The 24,875-nt window shown below is 40.4% G+C and carries 29 protein-coding genes, 1 pseudogene and 1 riboswitch; of the genes and pseudogenes, 23 read left to right on the top strand and 7 right to left on the bottom strand.

Annotation, left to right across the window (positions count from 1 at the left end; genetic code table 11):
- The first annotated feature begins 175 nt into the window (after window positions 1-175).
- Window positions 176-1,324, top strand: coding sequence for a cation:proton antiporter (locus IGI52_RS22355; protein ID WP_144204661.1), 1,149 nt, complete (start codon window positions 176-178; stop codon window positions 1,322-1,324).
- A 47-nt stretch (window positions 1,325-1,371) separates the two neighbouring features.
- Here IGI52_RS22355 and IGI52_RS22350 read toward each other — a convergent pair whose 3' ends face one another.
- Window positions 1,372-1,971, bottom strand: coding sequence for a YczE/YyaS/YitT family protein (locus IGI52_RS22350; protein WP_144204662.1), 600 nt, complete (start codon window positions 1,969-1,971; stop codon window positions 1,372-1,374).
- Between the two features lie 78 nt (window positions 1,972-2,049).
- Here IGI52_RS22350 and IGI52_RS22345 point away from each other — a divergent pair, with 78 nt between their 5' ends.
- The 12 genes from IGI52_RS22345 (at window position 2,050) to IGI52_RS22290 (ending at window position 13,972) form a co-directional block, all read left to right on the top strand.
- A complete protein-coding gene (locus tag IGI52_RS22345) occupies window positions 2,050-2,709 on the top strand; it encodes a cyclic nucleotide-binding domain-containing protein (RefSeq protein ID WP_144204663.1) in 660 nt (219 codons plus the stop codon).
- 699 nt (window positions 2,710-3,408) lie between these two features.
- Window positions 3,409-6,072, top strand: coding sequence for a pectate lyase-like adhesive domain-containing protein (locus IGI52_RS22340; protein ID WP_144204664.1), 2,664 nt, complete (start codon window positions 3,409-3,411; stop codon window positions 6,070-6,072).
- An 8-nt stretch (window positions 6,073-6,080) separates the two neighbouring features.
- A complete protein-coding gene (locus IGI52_RS22335; RefSeq protein ID WP_070504671.1) occupies window positions 6,081-6,473 on the top strand; it encodes an LPXTG cell wall anchor domain-containing protein in 393 nt (130 codons plus the stop codon).
- Window positions 6,448-7,173, top strand: coding sequence for a WxL domain-containing protein (locus tag IGI52_RS22330; protein WP_144204665.1), 726 nt, complete (start codon window positions 6,448-6,450; stop codon window positions 7,171-7,173). The genes IGI52_RS22335 and IGI52_RS22330 overlap by 26 nt, the downstream gene beginning before the upstream one ends.
- A 36-nt stretch (window positions 7,174-7,209) precedes the next feature.
- Window positions 7,210-7,989, top strand: a complete 780-nt coding sequence (locus tag IGI52_RS22325; RefSeq protein WP_144204666.1) for a WxL domain-containing protein — start codon at window positions 7,210-7,212, stop codon at window positions 7,987-7,989.
- A gap of 25 nt (window positions 7,990-8,014) precedes the next feature.
- The gene (locus IGI52_RS22320; RefSeq protein ID WP_144204667.1) at window positions 8,015-8,752 is read left to right on the top strand and encodes a WxL domain-containing protein; all 738 of its coding nucleotides are present in this window, start codon (window positions 8,015-8,017) and stop codon (window positions 8,750-8,752) included.
- 69 nt (window positions 8,753-8,821) lie between these two features.
- Complete coding sequence (locus IGI52_RS22315; protein WP_070504680.1) at window positions 8,822-9,907, top strand: DUF916 and DUF3324 domain-containing protein; 1,086 nt, start codon at window positions 8,822-8,824, stop codon at window positions 9,905-9,907.
- Window positions 9,885-10,646 (top strand): class A sortase, encoded by a 762-nt coding sequence (locus IGI52_RS22310; RefSeq protein ID WP_102866644.1) that lies wholly within the window; start codon window positions 9,885-9,887, stop codon window positions 10,644-10,646. Before IGI52_RS22315 ends, IGI52_RS22310 begins: the two co-directional genes overlap by 23 nt.
- 21 nt (window positions 10,647-10,667) lie before the next feature.
- The gene (locus IGI52_RS22305) at window positions 10,668-11,261 is read left to right on the top strand and encodes a hypothetical protein (protein ID WP_016178041.1); all 594 of its coding nucleotides are present in this window, start codon (window positions 10,668-10,670) and stop codon (window positions 11,259-11,261) included.
- The gene (locus IGI52_RS22300; RefSeq protein ID WP_227131710.1) at window positions 11,242-12,684 is read left to right on the top strand and encodes a helix-turn-helix domain-containing protein; all 1,443 of its coding nucleotides are present in this window, start codon (window positions 11,242-11,244) and stop codon (window positions 12,682-12,684) included. The genes IGI52_RS22305 and IGI52_RS22300 overlap by 20 nt, the downstream gene beginning before the upstream one ends.
- 89 nt (window positions 12,685-12,773) lie before the next feature.
- Window positions 12,774-13,250 (top strand): MarR family winged helix-turn-helix transcriptional regulator, encoded by a 477-nt coding sequence (locus IGI52_RS22295; RefSeq protein WP_070504689.1) that lies wholly within the window; start codon window positions 12,774-12,776, stop codon window positions 13,248-13,250.
- 11 nt (window positions 13,251-13,261) lie between these two features.
- Complete coding sequence (locus tag IGI52_RS22290; protein WP_438782447.1) at window positions 13,262-13,972, top strand: B3/B4 domain-containing protein; 711 nt, start codon at window positions 13,262-13,264, stop codon at window positions 13,970-13,972.
- Between the two features lie 50 nt (window positions 13,973-14,022).
- On the opposite strand, the gene IGI52_RS22285 is transcribed toward IGI52_RS22290, so the two are convergent.
- The 3 genes and pseudogenes from IGI52_RS22285 to IGI52_RS22275 all read right to left on the bottom strand — a co-directional run bounded on the left by IGI52_RS22285 (window position 14,023) and on the right by IGI52_RS22275 (window position 15,985).
- On the bottom strand, window positions 14,023-14,856 hold the full coding sequence (locus IGI52_RS22285; RefSeq protein WP_144204669.1) for a Cof-type HAD-IIB family hydrolase: 834 nt from the start codon (window positions 14,854-14,856) through the stop codon (window positions 14,023-14,025).
- Between the two features lie 162 nt (window positions 14,857-15,018).
- Window positions 15,019-15,113, bottom strand: a pseudogene (locus IGI52_RS22280).
- A gap of 104 nt (window positions 15,114-15,217) precedes the next feature.
- Entirely contained in the window at window positions 15,218-15,985 is a 768-nt protein-coding gene (locus IGI52_RS22275) for a DeoR/GlpR family DNA-binding transcription regulator (protein ID WP_070504697.1), read from the bottom strand.
- A gap of 213 nt (window positions 15,986-16,198) precedes the next feature.
- Between IGI52_RS22275 and rpiB the strand changes: the two genes are divergently transcribed.
- From rpiB to IGI52_RS22225, 10 genes are all read left to right on the top strand, one after another.
- Window positions 16,199-16,648, top strand: coding sequence for a ribose 5-phosphate isomerase B (rpiB, locus tag IGI52_RS22270; protein WP_070504700.1), 450 nt, complete (start codon window positions 16,199-16,201; stop codon window positions 16,646-16,648).
- An 11-nt stretch (window positions 16,649-16,659) separates the two neighbouring features.
- Window positions 16,660-17,304 (top strand): fructose-6-phosphate aldolase, encoded by a 645-nt coding sequence (gene fsa, locus IGI52_RS22265; RefSeq protein WP_144204670.1) that lies wholly within the window; start codon window positions 16,660-16,662, stop codon window positions 17,302-17,304.
- Between the two features lie 33 nt (window positions 17,305-17,337).
- The gene (locus tag IGI52_RS22260; protein WP_144204671.1) at window positions 17,338-18,111 is read left to right on the top strand and encodes a triose-phosphate isomerase family protein; all 774 of its coding nucleotides are present in this window, start codon (window positions 17,338-17,340) and stop codon (window positions 18,109-18,111) included.
- Window positions 18,112-18,113: 2 nt separating this feature from the next.
- Window positions 18,114-18,497, top strand: a complete 384-nt coding sequence (gene dhaM, locus IGI52_RS22255; protein ID WP_016178059.1) for a dihydroxyacetone kinase phosphoryl donor subunit DhaM — start codon at window positions 18,114-18,116, stop codon at window positions 18,495-18,497.
- A 36-nt stretch (window positions 18,498-18,533) separates the two neighbouring features.
- Window positions 18,534-18,956 (top strand): Lin0368 family putative glycerol transporter subunit, encoded by a 423-nt coding sequence (locus IGI52_RS22250; RefSeq protein WP_016178060.1) that lies wholly within the window; start codon window positions 18,534-18,536, stop codon window positions 18,954-18,956.
- A gap of 25 nt (window positions 18,957-18,981) precedes the next feature.
- Window positions 18,982-19,320: a Lin0368 family putative glycerol transporter subunit gene (locus tag IGI52_RS22245; RefSeq protein WP_016178061.1), complete on the top strand. Its 339-nt coding sequence runs from the start codon at window positions 18,982-18,984 to the stop codon at window positions 19,318-19,320.
- 51 nt (window positions 19,321-19,371) lie between these two features.
- Window positions 19,372-20,364: a dihydroxyacetone kinase subunit DhaK gene (locus IGI52_RS22240; protein ID WP_048719705.1), complete on the top strand. Its 993-nt coding sequence runs from the start codon at window positions 19,372-19,374 to the stop codon at window positions 20,362-20,364.
- Between the two features lie 71 nt (window positions 20,365-20,435).
- Window positions 20,436-21,086, top strand: coding sequence for a dihydroxyacetone kinase subunit DhaL (gene dhaL, locus IGI52_RS22235; protein WP_016178063.1), 651 nt, complete (start codon window positions 20,436-20,438; stop codon window positions 21,084-21,086).
- Between the two features lie 13 nt (window positions 21,087-21,099).
- Window positions 21,100-21,912 carry a transketolase gene (locus tag IGI52_RS22230; RefSeq protein WP_144204672.1) on the top strand — a complete coding sequence of 271 codons (813 nt, stop codon included), beginning with the start codon at window positions 21,100-21,102 and terminating at the stop codon, window positions 21,910-21,912.
- 1 nt (window position 21,913) lies between these two features.
- Window positions 21,914-22,837: a transketolase family protein gene (locus IGI52_RS22225; RefSeq protein WP_144204673.1), complete on the top strand. Its 924-nt coding sequence runs from the start codon at window positions 21,914-21,916 to the stop codon at window positions 22,835-22,837.
- A 46-nt stretch (window positions 22,838-22,883) separates the two neighbouring features.
- Here the strand turns inward: IGI52_RS22225 and IGI52_RS22220 are convergent, their stop codons facing one another.
- From IGI52_RS22220 to IGI52_RS22210, 3 genes are all read right to left on the bottom strand, one after another.
- Window positions 22,884-23,339, bottom strand: coding sequence for a pyridoxamine 5'-phosphate oxidase family protein (locus tag IGI52_RS22220; RefSeq protein WP_144204674.1), 456 nt, complete (start codon window positions 23,337-23,339; stop codon window positions 22,884-22,886).
- Window positions 23,339-23,938 (bottom strand): ECF transporter S component, encoded by a 600-nt coding sequence (locus IGI52_RS22215; RefSeq protein WP_144204675.1) that lies wholly within the window; start codon window positions 23,936-23,938, stop codon window positions 23,339-23,341. The genes IGI52_RS22220 and IGI52_RS22215 overlap by 1 nt, the downstream gene beginning before the upstream one ends.
- A gap of 127 nt (window positions 23,939-24,065) precedes the next feature.
- Window positions 24,066-24,180, bottom strand: a riboswitch (FMN riboswitch).
- Between the two features lie 120 nt (window positions 24,181-24,300).
- A complete protein-coding gene (locus IGI52_RS22210) occupies window positions 24,301-24,720 on the bottom strand; it encodes a GNAT family N-acetyltransferase (protein ID WP_144204676.1) in 420 nt (139 codons plus the stop codon).
- Window positions 24,721-24,875 lie beyond the last annotated feature (155 nt).

Here is a 24,875-nt window from a genome sequence, read left to right as displayed (position 1 = left end):
TTTTATAACTGGATAGTACCGTAAACGGAGCTTCAAAAAAATAATCTTGATGCGGCAATCATAAAGTCAGTCTGCTTTCTCAGCAGTTCTCATTTTTCCGATGGACTTCCTAGTTGTAAACGAATACAATTGCATTAATACTAGCTTTTCAGTAGGCAATTGTGGAGGCGAAGAGATGGAATTTATTGGGGTTTTGTGTCTGATTTTAGTGAGCGTTACCGTAGCAAGTCACTTCTCAAGAAGAATAGGTATACCAGCGGTGATTGGACAATTACTCGTAGGGATTGTACTGGGAAACGGGGGATTAAAAATCGTTCATCCAGATATTCTGGTGACGGATTTTTCTGAGATCGGGGTCATTTTACTAATGTTTCTAGCAGGTATTGAAAGTAATTTGCCTCTGCTGCGAAAATATTTCCGCCCTGGAGTTTTTGTGGCTTTACTGGGAATTCTGTTTCCGCTGTTATTAGGGACAGGGAGTGGAAGTCTTTTTGGTGTTCCAATGAATCAGTCCTTTTTCTTCGGACTGGTTTTAGCCGCAACTTCTGTCAGTATTTCGGTGGAGGTCTTGAAGGAGCTGAAGGTAGTCAACACAAAAGAAGGCTCAACGATTCTCGGTGCTGCTGTGGTTGACGATATTTTGGTAGTATTGATCGTCAGCTTATGCATGCCGCTTTTAGGCGTGGAGAATGGCAATGAAAAGCCGCTTGGTTTTATGCTGCTGGCACAGGTTTTGTTTTTCATAGCGGTCTTTTTCTTGATTCGGTGGGGCGCTCCGTACTTAATGAACTTGAGTAAAAAAATCTTTGCCCAGTCTTCAGTAATCATCGTGTCTTTGACCTTATGTTTAAGTATGTCCTACTTGGCTGATTTCATTGGATTAAGTTCAGTGATTGGTGCTTTTTCAACAGGAATTGCCATCGGTCAGACCAATGTTTGGAAGGATGTCCGCTACAATATTGAAGCGATCGGCTATGCGGTGTTCATACCGGTCTTTTTCATCAGTATCGGCTTAGAAGTTACCTTTGAAAATTTATCGAAGCAATTGCTTTTTGTCCTTGTTTTTACTACTATTGCTATTTTTTCAAAACTGCTCGGCGGATATTTAGGGGGAAGATTTTCTGGATTTGATAATCAGAGCAGCTTGATGGTGGGCTCGGGAATGGTCTCTCGAGGTGAGATGGCCTTAATTATTGTTCAATTAGGGTTTCAGGCCCATTTGGTTGTAGGAAAATATTACTCAGCGATTATTCTAGTAATCCTATTTACGACATTATCCTCGCCTTTTTTACTAAAATACTTTACAAAAAAACTCTATTCATGAAAATTGGCATCCTATCGAATTATAAAGCGATAGGATGTTTTTCTTCATTAATTTTTTGCATAAGCGATCACTGGTGACAATAAAAGAAAACTAATAAGTGTTCCTTCTCGTACCATCAAAGTCAGATGGAAAAAATAGGTTAAAACTAATGCAATCAGGATACAAAATAGATCAATACTATAGCGATAAGATTTAAAACTGCGCTGAGTTCGTTCGGAAAGAAAGAGACAAAACGTCTCGATTGGAAATTTGAGTAATTGGTATTTCAAAACCTTTCCTGTCCCGATCCCCGCGATAATTGTTCCTAGAATAAATAGCAGGCATTTTAATAGATACGAATGTAACGTAAAAAGCGGAAAAAGAAAATAAGTAAACAGATTGATGGTTGAGCCGAAAAACAGCAAGGCAATACTCATTATCAGATAATTTTTTACTCTTAGCTGTGGGTCTAGCAGTAGACAAGCAATCAAAAATAAAAAATTCAATCCTGCAGTGATTGTACCGATCTTTATTTGGCTAAATTCGGCAAGTGTGGCATTTAGCGAGTTGAAGCTGCTGATGCCGATGCTGGCTTTTAAGGTCAAGCTGATGCCAAAAGCGCTGATCAGATAATACAGAAACGAGAGAGTTAATTTTTTTTGATTCATGATAGTTGTTCCTCCAATAACTAATTGATAGGATGAGTATGACGGAAATAAAAAGTTGTAACTAGGAGATATAGCCTAATGAGAAAAAAAGAAAAGTATACTGAGGCAACTTGTCAGCTAGATTTTCCTTTTTTATCGCCATCGATTTTAAGCCAAAGCTTTTTGATGGACTTTGATCGAAATGAAAAAATTGTTGATCAAATGCTGGAGCTGCGATATTTATTTATTATTTTGGAAGGAAAAGCACGGATTATTCAGCAAGAACCAAATGGGAAAAGTATTATTTTGCAGTTTCTGGAAGTAGGGGATCTGATTGGTGAGCTGACCTTAGTAAAAGCTGAAGAAGCACCTAAGGATGTAATCGCCATCGGAGCAGTTCGCTGTTTGGCTATTCCATTAAATGTAGTTGAGACTACTTTAATGAAGCGAGTAGAATTCCCTACATTTATCGCTCAATACATAGGAAAGAAATTATTACTGCGAATGGAACATTTTTCTCATGCTCAAACCTTTGAGCTGAAATATCGCCTAGCTTCATTATTGTTGGAAGTTGCGGTAAATGATCAATACACTGAAAACAATACGCAGATTGCTGATTATCTAGGCGTCAGCTATCGTCATCTGACCTATACATTTAAATTTTTGCGTGAAAATGGGTACATTGAAAGGAATAAGATGGGTTATTTGATCCATCCAGCAAAGCTGCGCATATTGATCAAAGCAGGGAATGAAGCTTAAAAAACCAAGCAAACAAAACCTTATATTTCAATAAAAGAAAAAAAACTCCTGAATTTTAAAAAAATTTAGGAGTTTTTTGTTTTGGATAAATTTTTTTTGGTATAGGTGAATAATTTTAATAACCAGATTGAAATTATTCTAAAATAGATTGTTATTTAATCTGTCTTTTTTCCTCTTGTTCTACCCCGCGAACAAAACAAGATTTATAGGTTCAACGCTTGAAAATTGATTGAGGCTTGGAAGGTGAAGGGATTTCATTTCAATCGTGTTAAAAGCTGATTGATTTGTAGCTCAGACAGATTGAAAAAAAGTGAGGTGAACAAGAATACTTCAAAAGGATGTCCTCTTTATCGCTGATACTTTTAGTTTACAAAGAACCAAATAGCACTAAAAGAATGCTCAGACCTGTCTGTGTGAATAGCTATCTGAATTACGAAAAGCGACAAAACAACGTTTAGAGGAATTTGTATTTAATGTAACAAATCAACTTCAAAGAGGATAGAGCTAAATTCGTAATCTATTTGTAATGTAACATAGATTATTTATTTAATAAAAAATATACGTAATTCGCTTTGGTTTTGCTAAAAATAAATTGAAATTGAATTGGTTATAAGTTAATTCTCAATTTATTTAAAAATAATTATAAAAACTGGCTATTAAATGTGATAGGATTTTGATTGTGAAGGAGGTGAGAAAGAAATGAACCAGCGGAGAATAATTTTTTTCTTGTTACTAATTATTTTACTCCCAAATCTGAATGTCTTTTCTGCAGGTGCTGAAGAAATAACGAATTCTACCAGTTCATCTGAGAAACCGAACCAAAGTATAGAGGATAGCATGAAGCTCAACGAAATTGCAAATCCTGCTGAAACCGATACAAGCAAGGTGGATGAAACGACAGAGTCAACAGCGTCTTCAGAAGAAGCGAAAGAAGCAACAAAAGATTCTGAAACAGAAGAAAAAACGACGGAAAGTTCAGAAACAAAAGAGGATAGTGAAGAGGTCGAAAAGGCTGATTTGCGCCTTTTGGCAGCCAATGAGGCGGAAGTAAGTACATGGGCTGATTTTGTAAATGCTATTCGAGACGAAACCATCACCAAAATTATCCTTGCCGCAAGCTTCGATAATCCTAGTGCATCAGATACAAGGCTTTCTGCCTATGCCAGAAAAAATGATTTAGAGATTGACGGGCAGGGTCATCGAGTGAATTTTAAAGATTCGTCGATCTATTTAGCTTCACCACAAAATGCTATTGGGTCCTTCCACATGCATGATATTGTGTTAAATCAAACCTATGCTGGAGCCTATTCAGAAGATATCGTCGGAACTCGATTGATTACTGCGAACGGTGTCAAGTGGAAATATCGATTTGGGAATATCACCGCTGAGTCGGGGGTGCAGCGATTAGCCAGAGCCTCTCATTCAGAGGTGAGAGTATATGGCGATATGGATATTAATACACGAGCGGAAAATTTCTATTTAGGCAGTCTTATTATGGAGGATGGAACCCAATATAAAGGGAATGTAAACTACTATAATTTCTCTGTCTTTTGGTACAACGATGCAGCGAATGCTGGATCAACCGGAGCTTCCAGAGAGTTTACAATCGGGAAGAATTGTCGTGTCGACGTTGGACAAACGCAAACTGCGGGGCGTACATATCCTGCTGTTTATCATCATTATCTTGCTCTAACGGTTGGCGAAAACAGTGTGTACAACGTGGATATGCCAGGAAATGCGGTACGTTTTGATGATGCTGGTGCCGGAATGACAATCAAAAAAGGTGCTGTCGTGAATTTGACGAGTAAACAAGCATCTGGTTCAGTAGTGGCCTTTAGTAACAATAATACCTATCTGAATGCAGAACCTGGGAGCTATCTTTATGTCATTGGGACAAGTAGTCAGCCTTTGATCAATTTAGCGGCGGATGCCACAGGAATCGCGAGTGTCAATCGAACAGGGAATTCCTTAACATTAAACAGCCCTGCTCAATATGATTTGCGAAATTTACATGATAGTCGAACGGCGGTAAATGTTGCTTATGGGAATACTGCAAATAATAAATTCTCTATTCTTGATTCAGATATCGATTTATGGAAGGTCGGTGTTCCAGTTCTTGGACCATCTAATGAAACCTATGCTAAAGTTCCAAGCCTTGAGGTAGTTGGAAGCGGAAGCGGAGAAGTTGTAACGACATCGGTGGCTTCACTGAATCAATTCAAACAGGCAAACTACCGTCGAATTTCAGGAATGAATCAGAATCCAAAGATTGAATGGACGCCGGTTACAGATGCGGATAAAACAATTAAGGGTCGTGTGATTATTGGGGAAGTACCTGATAATAATGGTTTAGTCGCTGGAGAAATCAAATACATTCCGGTCTATGCCTCAGAGAATCAGGCGAAGCTCACTTTGACTGATACTTATGGGAATGTTCGAGACAATCTATTTACAGATGTAAATGGCTATGCTTCTTACTCAGATACAAATGACCCGATTCAATTTCAAAAAGCTGGTGAAAAAATTTCAGGTATCGCTGAACGGGGACCATGGCTCACACCTGATCCGATTGAAACGACCGTTATTGATGCAACACCACCAGAACCCGCTAAAGTAGATCATTCGGACGCCATCCAAAGTACGACTACTAAGCTAACGGGAACTGGGGAGCCTAATAGCATTATAACATTAACCGTTAATGATCAGCCATCGGGGATTCCAGGACAGCTGGTCGACGCGGATGGAAAATGGGAAATTGATATCTCTAGTTTGAATCTTGTGAAGGACGATGTTCTTCAATTCTTTTTACAAGACCAAAGTGGACCTATTACTGAACTTAGTGAAGCAGAACGTCCAAGCACAAATAACGCGATCGGCAATATCAATCCAAAAACTGATTTGAATTATCGTGATGCGACATTCAAGGCAGCGACAAAAGCCACCGTGGTAGGGTATCTATCTTTGGCCTCAGTGCCGGAAGGACTAGAGTTTGGAAACAATCAAGTGTCGAACAAGACACAAGAGTATCGTCCAACAGTCAATGGTGATCTGGTTGTTTCAGATACTCGCGGCGGAGCGAAAAAGCCTTGGCGCTTAACGTTAAGTCAATCAGAAGAACTGACAAACGGCACGATATCGCTTGGAGATACGCTTTATTACACCTCTCAATTAGGGGAAAAGCAAATTACAACAGCGACACAAATCGTGGAGTCGGGAACCTTTGCCTCTGATGGCTCAAAGAATATATCGGCTGATTGGCAAGGTAGCAACGGGTTCAAGCTGACGGTTCCGGTCGAAAAACAACGTGTCGGAGACTATTCAGGAAAATTGTCATGGAAACTAGAAGATGTCCCAGGAAATTAGGTGAGTAGATGAGACGATTAGTTATAAATAGTTTATTGATCATGCTGGCGCTCTTTACTACTGTGCCTGTCTTTGCGGCAGATGCTAACTATGATAGTAACGGGGTTACAGCGTTTTACGGAAAATATGAATACCCAAAAGATGAACCAGAAAAAGAACAGCCGTTGGAAAATGAAGAAGACAACCAAGCCTCCGTGAATGGAGAAACACGCGGAACAGCAGGTGAGACGACAAATCAATTAATAAGCAGATTGCCGTCCTATAAAGGAGAAGGCACCATCATTCCGGCGACGGGAGATACCTCAAATCTATTCGCTACATTGAGTGGTTTTTTCTTATTGTCACTCGTCTTTTTTAAACTGAAGGAGGAGGAGAATGGTGAAAAAAATTCAATTATTTAGTTTTCTTCTCCTGCTCTTTACAACCTCTGTTGGACAAAAAGCTGTACTGGCTGATACTACAGATACACATATGAAGTACCAAAGCGGTGGAGAGACAACGGTTAAGCCGCTTGATCCTTTGCTGCCGGACCCGTTAAAACCAGTGGTACCTGTTGATCCCACTAATCCAGCTGGTCCGATGGAAGGTACTGGCGGCAGTCTTTCCTTTGATTTTGCCTCTAGCTTTCAATTTGGAAGTCAGGCAATTTCGACTAAAGATGAAACATATTATGCGCTGCCGCAGGAATACACTGATTTTGACGGAACGAAGAAAAAGGGCCCCAACTATGTTCAAGTAACGGATGTTCGCGGAACTGGCTCAGGTTGGCAATTGAGCGTGAAACAAAATGGTCAATTCCAAACCGCTGAAGCGCAAAAGCTTGCAGGTGCTGAACTATGGCTTAAAAATGGTGAAATGATCTCGACTCTTCCAGATTCTTATGCACCAAGTGCCAAGGAAACGATCGAAATGCCATTGGATTCGGAAGTCAATGTTATAACTGCGAACAATGAACAAGGAATTGGCACTTGGCTGTATCGGTTTGGCTCAGATGAAACCAGTGGCGGACGTTCAGTTCAGTTAAACGTTCCCGGCAGCTCGGTAAAATATGCAAAAAAATATCAAACTTCCCTAACATGGAGTTTAAAAGATGTACCTTAAGGAAACCTAAAAACTTTATACGAGGAGAACATGACGATGAAAAACGTAAAATTAATGACAGTCGCAACTTTAGCGGCGTTATCTTTATCAACTGCTGGCGGACTGATTACACAGGCGGACACAGTTGATTACGATTCAAATGGTGTAGTGGAATTTATTCCAAATACTGACCCGACAAAACCAGTTGACCCAACTGATCCAGACCCAACGAACCCAGTTGATCCAGTTGATCCGACTGATCCAACAGGTCCAAAGCCAGGAACAGATGGTCCGTTGTCGATTGATTATGCTTCATCATTAGACTTTGGGGTAAATAAAATTACCAATAAAGATGAAGTCTACTATGCAAGAGCTCAACAATACAAAGATGGGCATGCGGCAACACCGAACTATGTTCAGGTTTCTGATAATCGCGGAAACAATGCCGGATGGACCTTGAAAGTAAAACAAAATGGCCAATTCAAAGCAACCGGTACATTGAACGATACATTGACAGGCTCTCAAGTAAAACTTGTTAGTCCGACCGTAAACAGCAACTCAACAGCTGTGTTTCCAACAGCAGCGGCAACGATCGAGCTTGATCCAGCTGGGACAGAAAGTTTAGTGATGTCAGCGAAAGTGAATCAAGGTGCTGGAACTTATTCTAACCATTGGGGAACAGTCGAAACGGTCAAAGAAAAAGATAAAGACGGAAATGAAGTAGATGCTGAAGTAACCAAGGCTGTCACGTTAGCAGTACCCGGCAGTACACCCAAAGATGCAGTGAAATACAGCACCTCATTAACATGGAGCTTATCAGACGTACCAGGCAACTAACATTAACTTAGGAGGATGACTACAAATGAAAAAATTTGGTTCTTTATTTTTAGCTACTGCTATCTTAGCAGGAATCACCTTAGCGCCAGCTGTGAGTTTTGCGGCTGATGGCGGGGAATACGATACAAACGGTGTGATTACTTTCACCCCAAATAACGGAACTACTGATCCGGTTGATCCGGTGGACCCGACTAATCCGGTTAAGCCGGTTGATCCAACTGATCCAAGCGGGCCAAAACCAGGTACGGCTGGCCCATTGTCGATTGATTATGCGTCAAGTCTAGATTTTGGTTCACAAAAAATTACTTCTAAAGATGAGATCTATAAAGCAAAAGCGCAAAAATATCTTGATAAGGACAATGTAGAACAAACGGGGCCTAACTTTGTACAAGTAACTGATAATCGTGGAACTGAAAAAGGCTGGACATTGCAGATGAAGCAAAACAGTCAATTTACGACAGCAGATGCCGACGAGTTGACAGGGGCAGAAATCACTTTCAAAAATGGGAATGTCGTAACTGCCTCCGATTCAGAAAAACCAACAGGACAGGCAACGATCGTCGCTGATCCATCTGGAGATTTGAAAAATGTTATGTCGGCGAAAGATGGTCAAGGTGCTGGAACATATTTACTTGATTGGGGTACAGATGCCGCAACCGCAGCTGAAAGTATTGAATTGAGCGTACCTGGCTCAACAACGAAATATGCGAAGAAATATTCAACAACATTTACTTGGGTTCTTAGTGACACACCAGGAAACTAATTAAAAAAGAAGAATGAAGAAGGGGTGTTTTCCAGCATCCCTTTCTTTCACTGAAAGGATAACGGTACGATGAAATTTAGAAAATTTGTGATGCTGGCAGTTGCCATTTTAAGTAGTTTGATGCTGACGACACCGGGAATCGCATCGGAGTTCAATTTTGCGGTGACTCCTAAAGCGTCAGAAAATCAAATCGACAAGCAAAAGACGTATTTTGATTTATTATTGGCTCCTAACCAAGAGGATACCCTGACTGTAGACCTGCGGAATGATACAGATAAAGAAGTCGTGATCGAAGCACAGATAAATAGTGCAACAACAAATGGCAATGGTGTCGTTGAGTACAGTAAGAATGAGATCAAGCCTGATGAAACATTAAAATACAATATAAAAGACTATGTAGAAGCGCCCGAAGAGATCACACTAAAACCGCAATCAGCGGCTGAATATAAAGTAAAAATACATATGCCAAATGAAAAATTTGCTGGTGTTATTGCCGGCGGGATCACGTTTAAGGAAAAAACAACGGATCAAACAAACATTTCTTCAGATAAAAATGATAAAGGCTTGGCAATCAAGAATGAATATTCTTATGTTGTAGCTTTATTAATGCGCCAAACAACTGAGAATGGTTCACCAGACTTGAAGCTGCAGCGCGTGATTCCTAATCAACGAAATGCTCGTAATGTCATTCAAGGGAATCTGCAAAATCCTAATGGGACCTACTTGAATCAATTAGCGACTAAGACGATTATCACAAAAAAAGGCAGCTCCGAAGCACTTTATACGGATGAACAATCCGATATGCAAATGGCGCCGAATTCCAATTTTAATTTATCAGTACCGCTAAAAGGGGACCGCTTAAAGGCTGGAAAATATACCATGAAAATTGAGGCGTACGGTCAACAGGATCAAAATGGCAGCTATTCGTTTCAAAAAGAAGGCAGCCAGAAAGAAGAAAACTATCGCTACCATTGGACGTTGGAAAAGGATTTCGAGATTAAAGCAGATGTGGCTAAAAAATTAAATGATTCAGATGTCACGATCAAGAAAGATTATACATGGTTGTATATTCTAATTGGAGTGATTCTGCTATTACTGATCGTCATATTCTTAGTATGGCGCAAGAAGAAAAATGACAAAAAAGATCCGGTTTAGCCTCATTTTGATCTACTGTACGGCAGTAACATTATTATTTCTGCCATTTATTAAGCAAACGCTGATCATCTATCGAACGCAAAATGTCATGATCAGCCAGAAAAAAACAGTCACGCCTGCTGAAGAAATCCCATTAGAGGCTGTTCAGCCGCCAGATTTATCAGCTGTTTTAGCCTTTAAAGAAAACCAAACATTTCAATCAGCTGGACAGCTCGTTATCCCAAAAGTCGAGATCGGTCTGCCGCTTTTTTCAGGAGTGACGAATGACCAGCTTTTGGTCGGTGCAGGGACATTATTTCCAGAGAGAAAAGCGGAAAACCAAAATATCGTTGTGATTGGCCATCACTTAGGACGAAATGAGTTATTGTTTGGCAAATTGTTGGAAATGACTGTCGGCGATACGGTTTATTTGGAATATCAGAACCAGTTTTATCAATACAAAGTCAGTCAGACGAAAATGATTCATCAAACCGAACTTCAGGTTTTAGAAGATAATGGTAAAGCCGAGCTAACATTAATTACCTGTGATAAGCCGACTCATACTGAGCAGCGTTTTGTGGTAAAAGCTGAGCTGGTTCAGCAACCAACAAAAGTGATTAAACAAAAGCTGATTGAACATAAAAACCGGATACAGCATAAAAACAATCGACAAAATCAAAGCTACTGTATAATTGTATGGATTCTTTTTCTAGTTAGTTTGGTGATTGGAACAAGAATGATCATTAAAATCAGCAGGTAGTCTCATGGAAGGAGTGATAAGATGAAAAAAATGATGGCAAAATCATTGGTGGTAGTCTTTGGAGCATCGATTTTTCTATATTCAGAGCATGCATTAGCCAATACTGTTATTTATGATCCGCTGAATCCGCACAATACGATCACTCCAATACCCAATGCTGACCCTGAGCCGAGTGAATACCTGATAGATGGCGAAATAACGATGGAATCTGCTGAGTCGACGCCATCGCAGGATCAAAAAGATAATACAAATGTGGAAAACACGCAAAATAATGAAGTTCAAAGCAGCACCGTTCAAGTCGAGAGTCAGTCAGTAGCCTTATTGCCGACAGACGAGCTGAAGCAGGAGGAGAAAACAGAAGATTTCTCAATACCAGATCCTTATCTGCCAAAAATGAAAAATCATCATAAAAATCAAGTCCTGATGTTAGACGATGATTTCTTTTCTTCCACGAAAAGTACAGCTTTGCCTCCTGATAGCGGCGGAGGCAAGGCTGGATCACTTAATAACTTTGCGGATATCGCACAAAGTGCCTACTTACTATCAGGTGTCGTCTTATACGGCGAAGCGAACGGAAAATTGGCAGCAAGGATGAGTGATTATTTTGCTGGATAGTTTATTAGCAAAGGAAGAGTGGCGGAAGTATCAGCTTTTACGGCAATTAGAGCGAAGTTCTTATTTTGCGTTGTCTAAAAAAGAGATCATGGATCATTTAGAGATTTCCAACTATGTGCTTAAAAGTACGATAGAGCAGTTGATCCAGGATCTTGAAAAATATGGTTTGGCTCAGGAAATTCATGTTTTTTTAGAGGAACCCTTTGTTCAATTAGAAATTACCGGAACGGCCAGTTCTGAGACACTTTTAGAAAAATATGTGGAAGAATCAATTGGCTTTAATATTTTATTGAGGGCTGTTTTAGGAAACTTCAAGTCATTGAATGAGTTTTCCGAAAAATCAATGATCAGTTATCCGATTGCATACAATAATTATAAGCTATTGAACAAGTATCTTGCTAAGTACGAGATGACCATCGATAAAAAATTCCGAGTAAGCGGTGAAAATGAAAAGAATATCCGTTTATTCTTAACCGAACTTTTTTCACGTGTATACAAAGGTCGCTGCCAAATTTTCGATCAATCGAAGGACGGTCATATTCAAGAAAAACAAATGACACTGGAAGATGGTAAGATGACTATTCATCAAAGAATCAGCTTGCAGCACTACCTTCACATAACGAATTTACGAATCAAGCAGCGAAAGTTTGTTGAGAGACGAACCGCTGATGTTTTATCCAGAGAAGCTATCAAACAAGCTATGGAAGAGTCATTTTTTGAACGGGTTCCAATCGAATCTCGCGAAGCAGAAGTGATTGCCTTTTTGAATTATTATTATTCTCGCTCAGAGGAATTGAGTAAAAATCTACGATTGAATGCGAATAAGCAAATTATGACGTGGAGCAAAAATTTGCTGACAAGCCTTATTCAATATTTCCCTAAGTTAATTGAGAGTCCAGAAAAGTATGAATGTTTTCTGATGAGGAGTCATATTTTGCATTTTCAATTGAAGGAGGTCAGCCAAGCCAGTGAGACGCTGCAGCCAGAAATCAACATTGCTTACTTTCAGCAAAATTATCCAACAATATTAGAATTTTGCAGGGTATATGTGAAGCAGCTGCAAGAAAAAGATTCTGAATTGTATAAAAAGAAGAAGCAGGTTCTTTTTCAATATCTTTTTCTAATTTTAGATTCATTTCCAAAAGATGTTTTGGTTGAACCCATCAACGTATACGTCGATTTTTCCTTCGGCAGTCTGTATAATCAGTTTATTACGGAGAATCTCAATTTCTTTCATCTAGTTGGCGCAAAGATTATTACAGATGTTGAAGCTGCAGATATTCTATTGACTGATTCCAGAGATTTAGGAAACGCGTATCATATAGATTGTGTCGTTTGGCTTTCTCCTCCGCGCCCGCTAGATTGGGCGAATTTAGGGCAGAAAATCATTCAAAAAAGAACAGAAAAATCGAATATGACGTAGAAAGAGTATTTCTTTCTGCGTTTTTTTTGATTGATTTTTTGTTGTATTTGCAACGAAAACGACTTATGATATGTTTATAGGATAGGAGGTTGAAAAGGATAGAATTTCTTAGAGATATAGGAAAGATCGCCAGAGCCTTAGATTCCATCGCGAACATCGAGTTTAAGGAGTACCAACTTTCCAAAGGCCAGTATTTATATTTGATACGAATTTTCGAAAATCCCGGCATCATTCCAGATAGATTAGCCGAAATGATCAAGGTGGATCGCACGACGGCTGCGCGAGCGATTAAGAAGCTTGAGGAAAAAGGTTTTATTAGAAAAGAAGCAGATGACGTAAATAAAAAAATTCGACGGTTATTTGTAACAGAAGATGGCGCAAAGCTAGTTCCGATCATTCAACTAGAAAATCAATATTCCAATCAAATCGCTTTGCAAAACCTGTCAAAAAAGGAAATTGAAGCATTTTCCAAAGCATTAAAAATTGTGGCAGCAACGATTGACAAAGAGTGGACCTCCGTCAAAAAAGGCAATAAAAGACCCTATCTGGAACAAATAAATGAATGAGGAGCAAACAAATGACAAACTTTATCACAGATACATCTTTTTGGGAGATTTTCCCTGAAGCGCAAATCAATGTATTACTCGTAAAAGGAATTGGAGACAATCACTCGAAGGAAAATGATCCCTACTTGACCAAATTATTAGCAGAAGGAAAAGAAGCCGCTAAACAATTTCTAACAGAGGAGACCTTTAGTCAAAACCTCGTTGTGGCTCAATGGCGTGGCGCCTTCAGCCAATTCAAAACAAAAAAGGGCGCTCGTTCGTCAATTGAAGCGTTACTGAAAAGAGTCAGTCAGGATCGTGAGTTTCGACCCATCAATCCACTAGTCGATATTTACAATAGTATCTCATTGGAGTTCGCTGTGCCCTGCGGCGAGGAAGACCTGCGAAAAATTGTAGGCGATATTCATTTGGGTCAAGCAGCTGGCGGAGAAGCGTTTTTACCTTTAGGCGCTGAAGCTGATGCCCCCGCTTTACCAGGAGAGATCATCTATTATGACGAAGAAGGTGCAATTTGCCGCTGCTTGAATTGGCGAGAAGCCCAACGGACAATGCTGACAGAAGAAATTCAAGATGTCATTTTCTTTATGGAATCGGTCACTAGCGAACAAGCAACACGTGCCAATCAAGCGATGCAGGAATTGAAAAGACGGATCGCGGATTATTTTGGTGTTGAAGGAATCGATTTTGTTGTAGATTCCGAGCATAGAAAAGTGAAGGCATAACGATTAAAAGCAAGGTTTTGGGAGATTGAATTCCCAAACCTTGCTTTTGTTTATAAATATTTCTCCAATCCCGCTGCAATCCCATCCTCATCGCAAGAAAGTGTCACATCATCAGCGATTTCTTTTAGTGCATCTACCGCATTGCCCATCGCAACACCGATCCCCGCGTATTCGATAATGGAGCGGTCGTTGTGCCCGTCACCAAATGCGATGATGTTCTCTGAATGGATGCCCATTTCAGGAAATACCGTATTCAATGCCTTCGCCTTATCAATTCCTTTGTCAGTGAACTCAAAATAAAACGGTGCAGAGAAGGCGGCTGTAACGATTTCGTCAAAAGGAGCATGGAGTGCTGGTGCAATCTTCTGCAAATATTCTGGTTGTGCTGCGATCAAAATCTTGTTGATCGGGAAGGTCGCAAAGGCTGCCAGATCATCAATCTCACTGAGTTTGAAATTACCGCCGCGTGCTTCATATTCAATAATATTGAATGCGCCATCAGGTAAATCCAGCATGCCGCTGTAAACGTCATTTACATAAAGATAATCTTCTTTGTCAATCATCGGTATGACATCAAATTTTTTCAAGTGTTCTAGAATTGCTTGGCCCGTTTCGATACTCATGGCCTGATTGAAAAGTACCTTTTTTGTCAGACAGTCTGTGACGCGCGCTCCGTTGTATGAAACGAGGAAGCCCTCATATTTGGTCATTTCCAACTGCTCCGCCAGCTCTAGCATGCCTGTCGTTGGGCGACCAGAAGCCAAAATAACTTTGATGCCTTTTTCTTGCGCCGCGATCAAGGCTTGTTTGGTTTTTTCCGAGATTATTTTTCCTGTGTTCAATAACGTACCATCAATATCTAGTACGATTGCTTTGATAATCATTCCATCACGTCCTAATCAACTTGTTACCTTAAGTCTACTATCGACCAGATAAGGTGTAAATGGTTTCATTTGTAAATGACGGTGGAAAATCAACGAAAAAATCCTGCTCTTGCTTGGTAGAAGAGCAGGATTTAGTATCAATACGTCATTTAGTTTTTTTAACGTGGATGACAGGAATCGAACCTGCACCTCGTATTAAATGAAACAAACCGTCGTTTTAAGTCCCACTTCTGAGTCTAAACACCAAGTTCATCCACAAGAAGAGTGTACGACGGTTAGCTTATAGAAAGCTTAAACGGATGATAGAAAACAAAAAGAGCGAGAATCATTCATTAATTTTAGAATGTTCCTCGCTCTTTTCTTAATCTAAAAATGTCACAACTGAACTATAATGCTCTTTTACTTCGCTTAGAATTCCATCATCTGTGATCAACGCAGTTAATTGAGGAAGGTTAGCAAATGTAGCGATTGATTTTTTCTCGAATTTCGTGCTATCAATCAAAGCGATCGTTTGTGAAGCTAACTCTACCATTCGTTTTTTTAGTTCTACTTCATATAGATTGAAATCTGAAAGACCCTCTGTAGCAGAAATGGCGTAGGCGGAGGTAAACAAGGTATCGATGTTGACTTTTTTTAGAATTTCAATTCCTAAAACGCCTTCCACCGCATTCGAACTCCCCTTAACGACGCCACCGATTAATACAACTGTCAAATTTAGATTTTCTTTTAAAAGAGAGGCAGTACGCAATCCATTCGTTAACACGGTGATACGTAAATCAGATTGACTGATGAGTTTCGCTAACTCATAGCAAGTAGAGCTGGCGTCTAAAACAATACATTCACCATTTTCAATCAGCGGAAACGCCTTTTTGGCGATCTCGGCTTTCTTTTCAATATTCTTTTGTTTTCGAATGTCATAATTTTTATCGATTTTCAAGGTTTCGTCTTCTTTCGAACGAGTGGCACCACCATGTGTTCGGATCAACATGTTGTTATCGCTAAGATAATTAAGGTCTGATCGGATGGTTGCCTTTGAAACAGATAATAGTTCGGTCAAATCATTCACGGAGACAGAACCCCGTTCCTGTAGCAAAGCAAGAATTTTTTCTCTTCGTTGGTTTGTATACATAAGCAGTTCCTCCAAAATATCTAATTGAGTATAGTATAAAGCAAAAAAATAGAAAAAACAACAATATTCAATGATTTAGTTTTCGTTTTAATCGAAAAAACGCGTTTATCTTTCGCTTATAACGAATAAAACGAAAATAAACGAAAATAATGATTGACAAAACGAAAGTTAACGCTTACTATGAGGGTACAAAGAGAAAAAGGAGAGAGAAAAATGAAAATTGGAATTGGATCAGATCATAATGCGTTTGAGATGAAACGTGAATTATTCGCATATATAGAAGCAAAGGGATTCGAAATAAAGGACTATGGGTGCTTTTCTCCAAACGAGGTTGACTATCCGGATATTGCCTTTAACGTTGCAAACGGGGTAGTAAATCAGGAAATTGATCGCGGGATTCTCTGCTGTGGAACGGGGATTGGCATGGCGATGGCAGCCAATAAAATTCCTGGAGTAAGAGCCGCACAAGTTCACGATACCTATTCAGCAGAACGAGCACAATTAAGTAATAACGCACAAATCATTACCATGGGCTCAAAGGTTATTGGGTTAGAGGTTGCTAAGAAAATTGTTGATGAGTATCTGTCAGTCACATTTGAAGGCGGCAACTCTGGCAGAAAGATTGATCAAATCATGGAAAAAGAAGCCGAGTATTCAAAATAGGAGGAAAAATGATGAAATTCTTTTTAGACACAGCGAATGTAGAGGAAATAAAACGAATCAATCAATTAGGATTGGTGGATGGTGTAACAACGAATCCCACGATCATTTCAAAGGAAGGTCGAGATTTTAAAGAAGTGATCACAGAAATCTGCGGTTTGGTCGATGGGCCTGTAAGTGCAGAGGTGATCGCTCTTGATACCGAGAACATGGTGAAGGAAGCTAGAGATATTGCAACGTGGGCGGACAATATCGTCGTAAAAATTCCTATGACAGAAGATGGCCTGCGAGCAGTGAATATCTTATCTAAAGAAGGAATCAAGACCAATGTCACCTTAGTTTTTACAGTCGCACAAGGTTTAATGGCCGCTAAAGCAGGTGCAACGTTTGTTAGTCCATTTGTAGGGCGCTTGGATGATATCGCTACCGACAGCTTGGCGTTAATCAGCAATTTGAAAAAAGTGTTAACCCAATATGGTTATCAAACAGGAATCATCGCCGCGAGTATTCGCAGCTTAAAACATGTGGAAGATGTTGCTGAGTTAGGTTCAGATATCGCAACGATTCCAGGTACTTTGTTCCCTAAACTTTGGTCACATCCACTGACCGATGCAGGAATTCAAGCCTTCCTGAAGGATTGGGAAGCCTTTAAAAAATAATTGTAGAAAAAATTTCTGAAAGGAGGAAATAGCATGCGTAAACCAATTGTTGGTATCAGTTTAAAGCTATATCAAAACCAAATTGACGATGCTCGAAATTTTGCCCACGCTATTGTTGAAGAAGTGGGTGACGAGAAAAAGGTTGAACAATTCATGTGTCCGGGAATGGGTGTGCTTTATCCGGTAGCTATGATTTTGAAGGATTCAGAAATCGGTTTGGGTTCGCAAAACATCGCACCTGTGCCAAACGGCGCCTACACAGGAGAATTCTCGATTGAATCTCTAAAGGAAATGAAGGGTGGCTATGCCGAGATTGGACACATCGAACGACGCACGCTTTTCAACGAAACGGACGATATGATCAATCAAAAAGTCCGCTTGGCACTAGATTACGAAGTGACACCGGTCTTGTGTATCGGTGAAGTTACGAAAACAGAGAATTATCAAGAGATTAAAGCGCTAATGAAGAAACAACTATTTCTGGATTTATTCCAAATCGAGGGCAAGAAGGCAGAGAAAATTATTTTAGCTTACGAACCGGCTTGGGCAGTGGGGAAAACCTGTGCAGCCAGCGCGGTTCATGTACAACAGGTTCATGGATTGATTCGTGAATGCATCAAAGAATTGTACGATATCCAAACGGCAGAAAACATTCGCATCATATACGGTGGATCAGTTTCGCAGGAAAACACAAAGCTAATCGTTTCCGATGAAAATGTTGATGGTGTATTCGTTGGTCGTTTTGGGCATAATCCGAAACAGTACGCGTCAATTGTTGAAACAGTAAAAAAAGTAAAGGAGGGGTAAACATGTTTGGCATTATTTTAGTATCCCATAGTCAGAAAATTACTGATGGAACCAAAGAAATGATCGAAGAAATGACTGGTACCAACGACGCAGTGCGAATTATTTCTGCAGGCGGTACAGGTGATGGGCGGCTAGGCACCAACTCGATCATGATCATGGAGGCAATAGAAGAGAATGCGGACTGCCATCATATATTAATTTTCTGCGATATTGGAAGCGCTATTCTAAGCTCGGAAACAGCGATTGACTTGATTGATGATGAAGAGCTGGCGATGAAAACGGAAATCATGGATTGTCCGTTAGTTGAGGGGGCATTTGCGGCAGCTGTTCAGGCAACCGTTTGTCAGGAGAAGGAAACCATAATCCAAGAGTTAGCACAGCTGTAAAGCTTTGTTGAATAAAAAAAGTGAGGAGCGAAAGAAATGAAGTTTCTGAGAAGTATGGTAGGTTACACGATCGCTGGCACTATTGTAATGTCTGTTTGGAATGAGTTAGGCAGTTTTGGCATCTTTGGCGGTTACTTGGCAGCTGGAATTATTATTGGACCCATGTGGTTTATGAATCATTACTTGAATTTGACAGGCAACGAAGATGATGCAGCATTTGTTGATATGGGGCTTGCAATTGGTATTTGCGGAATTGCTCGAGATACGTTCATGCAGGGTTCATCTGTATTAACTGATGCATTACCAACAATCGCATTAGTCATCGTGGGTGCGGTTATTGGTGGGATCGTAGCTGCAGCTTTTGAAAAAAGTGTGGCAAAAGAAGAACAACGCGATGAAAAGGCACCTGAACCAGGAATGACAGAAAAAGAGTTAGATCGTTTAGTTGGCGAAGAATAATCCATTAAGAAACGGAGGAAAAATAATGTCTTTGGGCTTAGGACTTGCAACAGTATGCGGCGGATTTTTATTCCCATTTGTAATTCGCATGGCATGGGGGAAAATGGTAGATCACTGGGGGCCAATCGGAGGCTGGATGGCCGCACTCTTTATTGTTGGAACTGTTTGGTGTATCAATCACGGTATTTCAACACCGATGATCGCACAAACAGGTGCGTGGGTCGATCAAGGGCTGGCAGCTGGTATCGGTGTCTGGGTAGCTTCTGCATTGGTCGGCGGGAACGTGAAAAAATCACTTCCTAAGATTGTCGCAGCCGTATCAGGAGGATTACTAGGCGGCCTGCTATTGTCATTGTTCTTATAAAAAAAAATGCAGCATAACAACTAAAAACTATATTGTTAGGAGAATGGGAAGATGAAACGTTTAATCAATGATGGCTATGAAGTAGTAGAAGAAATGCTGGAGGGTTATGCAGCAGCGAACAAGCAATATGTGGACTTGGACTTGGAAAATCGTGTCGTTGTCAGTAAATTAATGAGTGAAGAACCGCGCGTTCGCGTAATTGTCGGCGGTGGATCAGGACATGAGCCGATGTTCTTAGGCTATGTTGGAAAAGATTTTGCGGATGCGGCGGTTGTTGGAAACGTGAATACTTCACCGGCACCGGATGCTTGTTACGAAGCAGTGAAAGCGGTTGATAGTGGAAAAGGTTGTCTCTATTTATATGGAAATTACGCAGGCGATGTGATGAATTTTGATATGGGTGCGGAAATGGCGTTAGAAGAAGATGGTATTCGGGTAGAAACGGTCACGACTACCGATGATGTCTATTCAGCTAAAGATAAAAAAGATCGGCGTGGCGTGGCTGGCGACTTGCCAGTCTTCAAAGTAGCTGGAAGTGCTGCGGCGAAGGGTTATGACCTAGATAAAGTCAAAGCAGTGACTGAAAAAGCCAATGACAATACCTATTCATTGGGTGTGGCGCTATCTTCTTCAACTTTACCTGTTACCGGCGAAGTGATTTTCCAAATGGACGAAGGCGATATGGAGATCGGTATGGGGATTCATGGAGAACCGGGAATTGAACGTCGTAAAGTTGAAAAAGCCGATGTGATTATTGATGAGATGATGAAGATCATTTTGGAAGATTCTAAAATTGCGGCTGGCGATGAGGTGTATGTATTAGTTAACGGATTAGGAGCTTTACCAGTAATGGACCAATATGTCTGCTACCGACGAGTGGATCAAATCCTAAATGAAAAAGGGATTAATATCCATCGCACAGATGTGGGAAATTTTGCGACTTCGATGGATATGGTCGGAATGTCCGTCACATTGGTGAAGCTGGACGATGAGATCAAAGAATTGCTTGATGCACCATGTGATACACCTTATTATAAATTATAAGAAAAGGGTTTCATTTCTGGTATTAGGAGTTACCACAGGAACACGAAATTAGAAAGAATGAGGTGTGCTTTATGAGTGAAATGGTGTTAGATAAGCAGTTTTTTGCCGACAGTTTAGCGAAAATGGCAGAGCTTGCGGAAGTAAATCGTGATTATTGGACAAAATTAGATTCAGACATTGGTGATGGCGATCATGGAATCAATTTAAGCATTGGTTTTCGAGCGGTGAATGCCAACTTGCAGGATAATTTAGAAAAAGCGCCAGATATCAGTACGCTGCTAAAAAAATCCGGCATGCTGCTGTTAAGTAAAGTCGGCGGCGCATCAGGTCCCTTATATGGCAGCTTCTTTATCAAAATGGGCAAAGAGGATACAGGTAAAGAGACAGTCACTTTCCCAGAGTTTGCCGGGATGCTGAAAAATGGTGTCGAAGCCGTGCAACTGCGAGGAAAAGCAGAATTACAGGATAAAACTATGATTGATGCGTTGCTTCCAGGGATCGAATACTTAGAAGCACACAAGAACGATGAGGATGCCATTGCGGTAATGGAAGAAACAGTCGCGATCATGAAGCAAGGAGCAGAATCAACCATTCCTTTGGTTGCAAAAAAGGGTCGGGCAATGCGTTTAGGTGAACGTGCCGTGGGACATAAAGATCCTGGTTCGGAATCATCGTGGATGCTGATGAATATCTTTCTAGAGGAAATGAAAAAAATAGAGTGAACGGAAGATTATTATGACAAACTTAGAACAAAAAGCATTGGAGCTGCGGGAGTGGATTATCCGCTCTCTGGCTTCAGCAGGATCGGGACATCCAGGCGGATCACTTTCGGCGATCGATATTTTAACGACGCTTTACTATCAAGAAATGGATATCTCGGTGGAAAATTATGATCAAAAGGATCGCGACCACTTTATTCTTTCGAAAGGTCACGCGGCACCGGCTCTATATACCGTTTTGGCAGACAAAGGCTTCTTTCCGAAAGAAGAATTGCTTGATTTGCGAAAATTCGGCTGTCATTTACAAGGACATCCTGATCGGATCAAGACGAAAGGCGTTGATTCTTCAAGCGGATCGTTAGGACAAGGCTTATCCATCGCGAATGGGTTGGCGCTGGCTCAGCGTTTAGACGGGATTCAAAAAAAGGTTTATATTTTGATCGGTGATGGTGAGCTGCAGGAAGGGCAGGTCTGGGAAGCAGCCATGACCACAGCTCATTACAAGCTGAACAATGTTATGGCTTTTATTGATAACAATGGTTTGCAGATCGATGGAACAAATGATGAAGTAATGGGTGTAAAGGATATCGGACAGAAATTTGCAGCCTTTAACTGGAACGTTTTGACTGCCGACGGACATGATTTTGATTCATTAACAGCAGCGATCAAGGAAGCGAAAGCTCAAGAAAAGGCACCGACTGTCATCGTCTGTCAAACGACCAAAGGCAAAGGGGTAAGCTTTATGGAAGATCAAGTCGGCTGGCATGGCAAAGCACCTTCGTCAGAGGAAGCTGAAAAAGCGCTCGCTGAGCTGAAGGAGGCGTTGTAAGATGAAAAAAGCCACAAGACAAGCCTATGGCGAAACACTAGCAAAACTTAAAGATCACCCTGACTTGGTCGTATTGGATGCCGATCTATCCGCAGCAACTAAAACCGATATTTTTGCCAAGACGGCACCGGAGAAATTCTTCAATATGGGAATTGCCGAAGCAGATATGATCGGTACTGCGGCAGGCTTCGCTTTAGGCGGCAAGCGTCCTTTTGCCAGCAGCTTTGCGATTTTTGCAGCAGGACGGGCTTATGAACAGATCCGCAATGCCGTTACCTATCAAAAGCTAAATGTGACAATTGCCGCTACTCACGCTGGGGTTACCGTCGGCGAAGACGGTGGGTCCCACCAGGCGATCGAAGATATTGCTTTAATGCGGGCGATTCCAGGGATGACGATTATCAATCCAGTGGACGATCTGGAAACAGAAGGTGCGATCGAAACGATTTTGGCGCATGAAGGACCGGTCTATCTGCGTTTAGGACGTTTAGCTGTAGAACGAGTTCACGAAGAAAAGCGACCTTTTGTAATCGGAAAAGGTGAAACGTTAGTAGAGGGCAATGATGGAACAATCATTGCGACAGGCTTGATGGTTCAAGAATCCCTCGAAGCAGCAAAGCAATTAGCCGAACAAGGTACTAAGATTCGTGTATTGAACTTTTCTACTATCAAACCATTAGATGAAGAATTAGTCCTACAGGCGGCTAAAGAAACACCATGGATTATTACTGCTGAAGAACATAGTGTTATCGGCGGATTAGGTAGTGCGGTTTCAGAATTCCTATCTGAGAATCAACCAACAAAAGTGATAAAAATCGGTGTTCAAGACCAATTCGGCCAATCAGGAAATCCAGAATTGCTGAAAGAACATTACGGGTTAACAGCGAAAAATATAATTAATAAAGTAATACAATTAAGTTCCTAAGAAAAAAGCAGATCAAGCGAAAAAATTTCGTTTGATCTGCTTTTTATTAATCGTAGGTGCTAGTTTCAGCTTTCTCCTGCTCATAATCAATAAACAACTGAAATCCCTTGTCCTCTTCATCCTGATCCCAAATCTCAACTAACTTAGGCACTATTTCAATCAAAATTTCACTATCCTTATGAGGATAGGCGTTATAGCTTTTTTCCCAATATTTTTGATACAACTCTTGGAAGGAGTGGTCTGGCTGATCAACGACTAAGCCGTGATTTACAGCAATTCCTTCAATTTGAACTCCCCAATAGCAAATCGCCACTCGCGGATTCTCGATTAGCTGCTTTGTCTTTCGGAAATTCTTGTCTGTTTTAAATAGGATTTTGCCTTCGTGAATGATCACGCTGACATTGCGCACCATCACATGGTCGTTCAAACTAGTGGCTAATGCCATAATCTTTTTTTGTCCTAGTTTCTGATAAAAGTGTTCAACCGCTGTCTGAAAGTCCATTATAAATACTCCCGTCTAAGAAAGATGGCGCGCAATCGATCAAGCGAAAAATAGACAATCGCAGTGGTGACTCCGTATTTAATTAAATTAAAGGGAATGATTCCAATGACAACTAATTTCCAAACACTGTCTACCATTGGATTGACTGCTTGTGTCATGGCGATGATCGCCTCCATCGACATTCCGTATAATTTGGTATAAAAGGGGATGATGAAATAGACATTTGATAGACACGCCACAAAAGTAACTAACGCTGTGCCAGCTAACATTCCTTTTAGTGCCGAGCCTTTGTTAGTTGATCGTTGGTAAAATAGGCTCGCAGGTAAAATAAAACTCAGGCTTAAAATAAAGTTCTGAATTTCACCAGTAAACATCGAAGCAGTTCCGACTGTCGCTAACTTGATTAAAAGTTTGATCAATACGATAAAGATCCCCGAAACAGGACCTAATAAAAATGCTCCTAACAGCTCTGGAATCCCAGCCAAATCAAAGTCCATAAACGGCGGCATAAACGGCAACGGGAACTTGAATAGCATCAAGACGTAGGAAAGAGCTCCAAAAATTGCGATCAAGACTAATTTTCTTGCAGTAAATTTCATTTCTAACACACCTTTCTTTAAACATAAAAAAGAACCTTACAACAACATTTGCAAGGCACAGTCACAGTAGAAAAAGGTGGTTTGATTCATCAAATAGCGTTTGTTATCTGAAGATCAACAAACACACACTTTTCTTCTTCCATCCAGACTGTACTGTCGGTCTCAGAATTGCACTGAGTCAGCCAAAAGGCTCGCGGACTATCACCGCCGGTCGGGAATTAAACCCTGCCCTGAAGAACTTATTGTATTTATTTTCACATGGTTCTAGCGAGAATGCAAGCGTTTTTTGAAATTCAAAGTAACTAGCTGAAGCCTGCATTAAAAAAAGTTTATGAAAAGTGTCATAAAAGAACAGATCTAAATCATTGATGTATCATGTTCCAGTAAGCATCGGGGACATTTATTTCTCGAACTTTTTTCCAGCCTTCCTTTTCATAAAAAGCTAGTGCCGGAGTGTTTCGTGATAAGCATTTTAATTTCATTGGTAACTCTAAGTGGTGCTTCGCTTTTTCCAAAAGCAGATGACCAGCTCCTTGTCCTTTGTAGCGAGCATCAACAAATAGGCAATGAATGAAGTTATCTGGAACATATAAAGAAATAAAGCCAATGACTGTTTCTTCGACTTCTGCAACGAAGACAAGTTCAGCCTCCGTATCACGATCAAAATCCTCTAAATGCATCAACTCGGGATCATCCCAATAAAAGGTTGTACGCCGACTTTCTAGATATAATTGTCTAAGTCTTGGTTTATCTTGAAGGGCCATTTCACGAATATGAATCAAGCAAATTCTCCTTTCATTAAAGTATCTGACTTGAAAATTTTTTTCAAACTTACTTTAGCATATTTTAGTCGAAAGATTGAATGATTTTGGTATCTAATTACTGATAAATAGAAGAATTAGAAAAACTCCGACCAAATAACTAGATGAAAAATACA

Origin of the sequence: Enterococcus sp. DIV0187, assembly GCF_051713785.1 — a bacterium.
Taxonomy (GTDB): Bacteria; Bacillota; Bacilli; order Lactobacillales; family Enterococcaceae; genus Enterococcus_A; species Enterococcus_A avium.
Note: the sequence above shows the minus strand (reverse complement) of the source record. Positions and strands in the feature narration are given on the sequence as shown.

Bases quoted from the DNA above. Each gene is read 5' to 3' on its own strand.
- IGI52_RS22355 (WP_144204661.1), top strand. From the start codon at position 176: ATGGAATTTATTGGGGTTTTGTGTCTGATTTTAGTGAGCGTTACCGTA.
- IGI52_RS22350 (WP_144204662.1), bottom strand. From the start codon at position 1,971: ATGAATCAAAAAAAATTAACTCTCTCGTTTCTGTATTATCTGATCAGC.
- IGI52_RS22345 (WP_144204663.1), top strand. From the start codon at position 2,050: ATGAGAAAAAAAGAAAAGTATACTGAGGCAACTTGTCAGCTAGATTTT.
- IGI52_RS22340 (WP_144204664.1), top strand. From the start codon at position 3,409: ATGAACCAGCGGAGAATAATTTTTTTCTTGTTACTAATTATTTTACTC.
- IGI52_RS22335 (WP_070504671.1), top strand. From the start codon at position 6,081: ATGAGACGATTAGTTATAAATAGTTTATTGATCATGCTGGCGCTCTTT.
- IGI52_RS22330 (WP_144204665.1), top strand. From the start codon at position 6,448: ATGGTGAAAAAAATTCAATTATTTAGTTTTCTTCTCCTGCTCTTTACA.
- IGI52_RS22325 (WP_144204666.1), top strand. From the start codon at position 7,210: ATGAAAAACGTAAAATTAATGACAGTCGCAACTTTAGCGGCGTTATCT.
- IGI52_RS22320 (WP_144204667.1), top strand. From the start codon at position 8,015: ATGAAAAAATTTGGTTCTTTATTTTTAGCTACTGCTATCTTAGCAGGA.
- IGI52_RS22315 (WP_070504680.1), top strand. From the start codon at position 8,822: ATGAAATTTAGAAAATTTGTGATGCTGGCAGTTGCCATTTTAAGTAGT.
- IGI52_RS22310 (WP_102866644.1), top strand. From the start codon at position 9,885: ATGACAAAAAAGATCCGGTTTAGCCTCATTTTGATCTACTGTACGGCA.
- IGI52_RS22305 (WP_016178041.1), top strand. From the start codon at position 10,668: ATGAAAAAAATGATGGCAAAATCATTGGTGGTAGTCTTTGGAGCATCG.
- IGI52_RS22290 (WP_438782447.1), top strand. From the start codon at position 13,262: ATGACAAACTTTATCACAGATACATCTTTTTGGGAGATTTTCCCTGAA.
- IGI52_RS22285 (WP_144204669.1), bottom strand. From the start codon at position 14,856: ATGATTATCAAAGCAATCGTACTAGATATTGATGGTACGTTATTGAAC.
- IGI52_RS22275 (WP_070504697.1), bottom strand. From the start codon at position 15,985: ATGTATACAAACCAACGAAGAGAAAAAATTCTTGCTTTGCTACAGGAA.
- rpiB (WP_070504700.1), top strand. From the start codon at position 16,199: ATGAAAATTGGAATTGGATCAGATCATAATGCGTTTGAGATGAAACGT.
- fsa (WP_144204670.1), top strand. From the start codon at position 16,660: ATGAAATTCTTTTTAGACACAGCGAATGTAGAGGAAATAAAACGAATC.
- IGI52_RS22260 (WP_144204671.1), top strand. From the start codon at position 17,338: ATGCGTAAACCAATTGTTGGTATCAGTTTAAAGCTATATCAAAACCAA.
- dhaM (WP_016178059.1), top strand. From the start codon at position 18,114: ATGTTTGGCATTATTTTAGTATCCCATAGTCAGAAAATTACTGATGGA.
- IGI52_RS22250 (WP_016178060.1), top strand. From the start codon at position 18,534: ATGAAGTTTCTGAGAAGTATGGTAGGTTACACGATCGCTGGCACTATT.
- IGI52_RS22245 (WP_016178061.1), top strand. From the start codon at position 18,982: ATGTCTTTGGGCTTAGGACTTGCAACAGTATGCGGCGGATTTTTATTC.
- IGI52_RS22240 (WP_048719705.1), top strand. From the start codon at position 19,372: ATGAAACGTTTAATCAATGATGGCTATGAAGTAGTAGAAGAAATGCTG.
- dhaL (WP_016178063.1), top strand. From the start codon at position 20,436: ATGAGTGAAATGGTGTTAGATAAGCAGTTTTTTGCCGACAGTTTAGCG.
- IGI52_RS22230 (WP_144204672.1), top strand. From the start codon at position 21,100: ATGACAAACTTAGAACAAAAAGCATTGGAGCTGCGGGAGTGGATTATC.
- IGI52_RS22225 (WP_144204673.1), top strand. From the start codon at position 21,914: ATGAAAAAAGCCACAAGACAAGCCTATGGCGAAACACTAGCAAAACTT.
- IGI52_RS22220 (WP_144204674.1), bottom strand. From the start codon at position 23,339: ATGGACTTTCAGACAGCGGTTGAACACTTTTATCAGAAACTAGGACAA.
- IGI52_RS22215 (WP_144204675.1), bottom strand. From the start codon at position 23,938: ATGAAATTTACTGCAAGAAAATTAGTCTTGATCGCAATTTTTGGAGCT.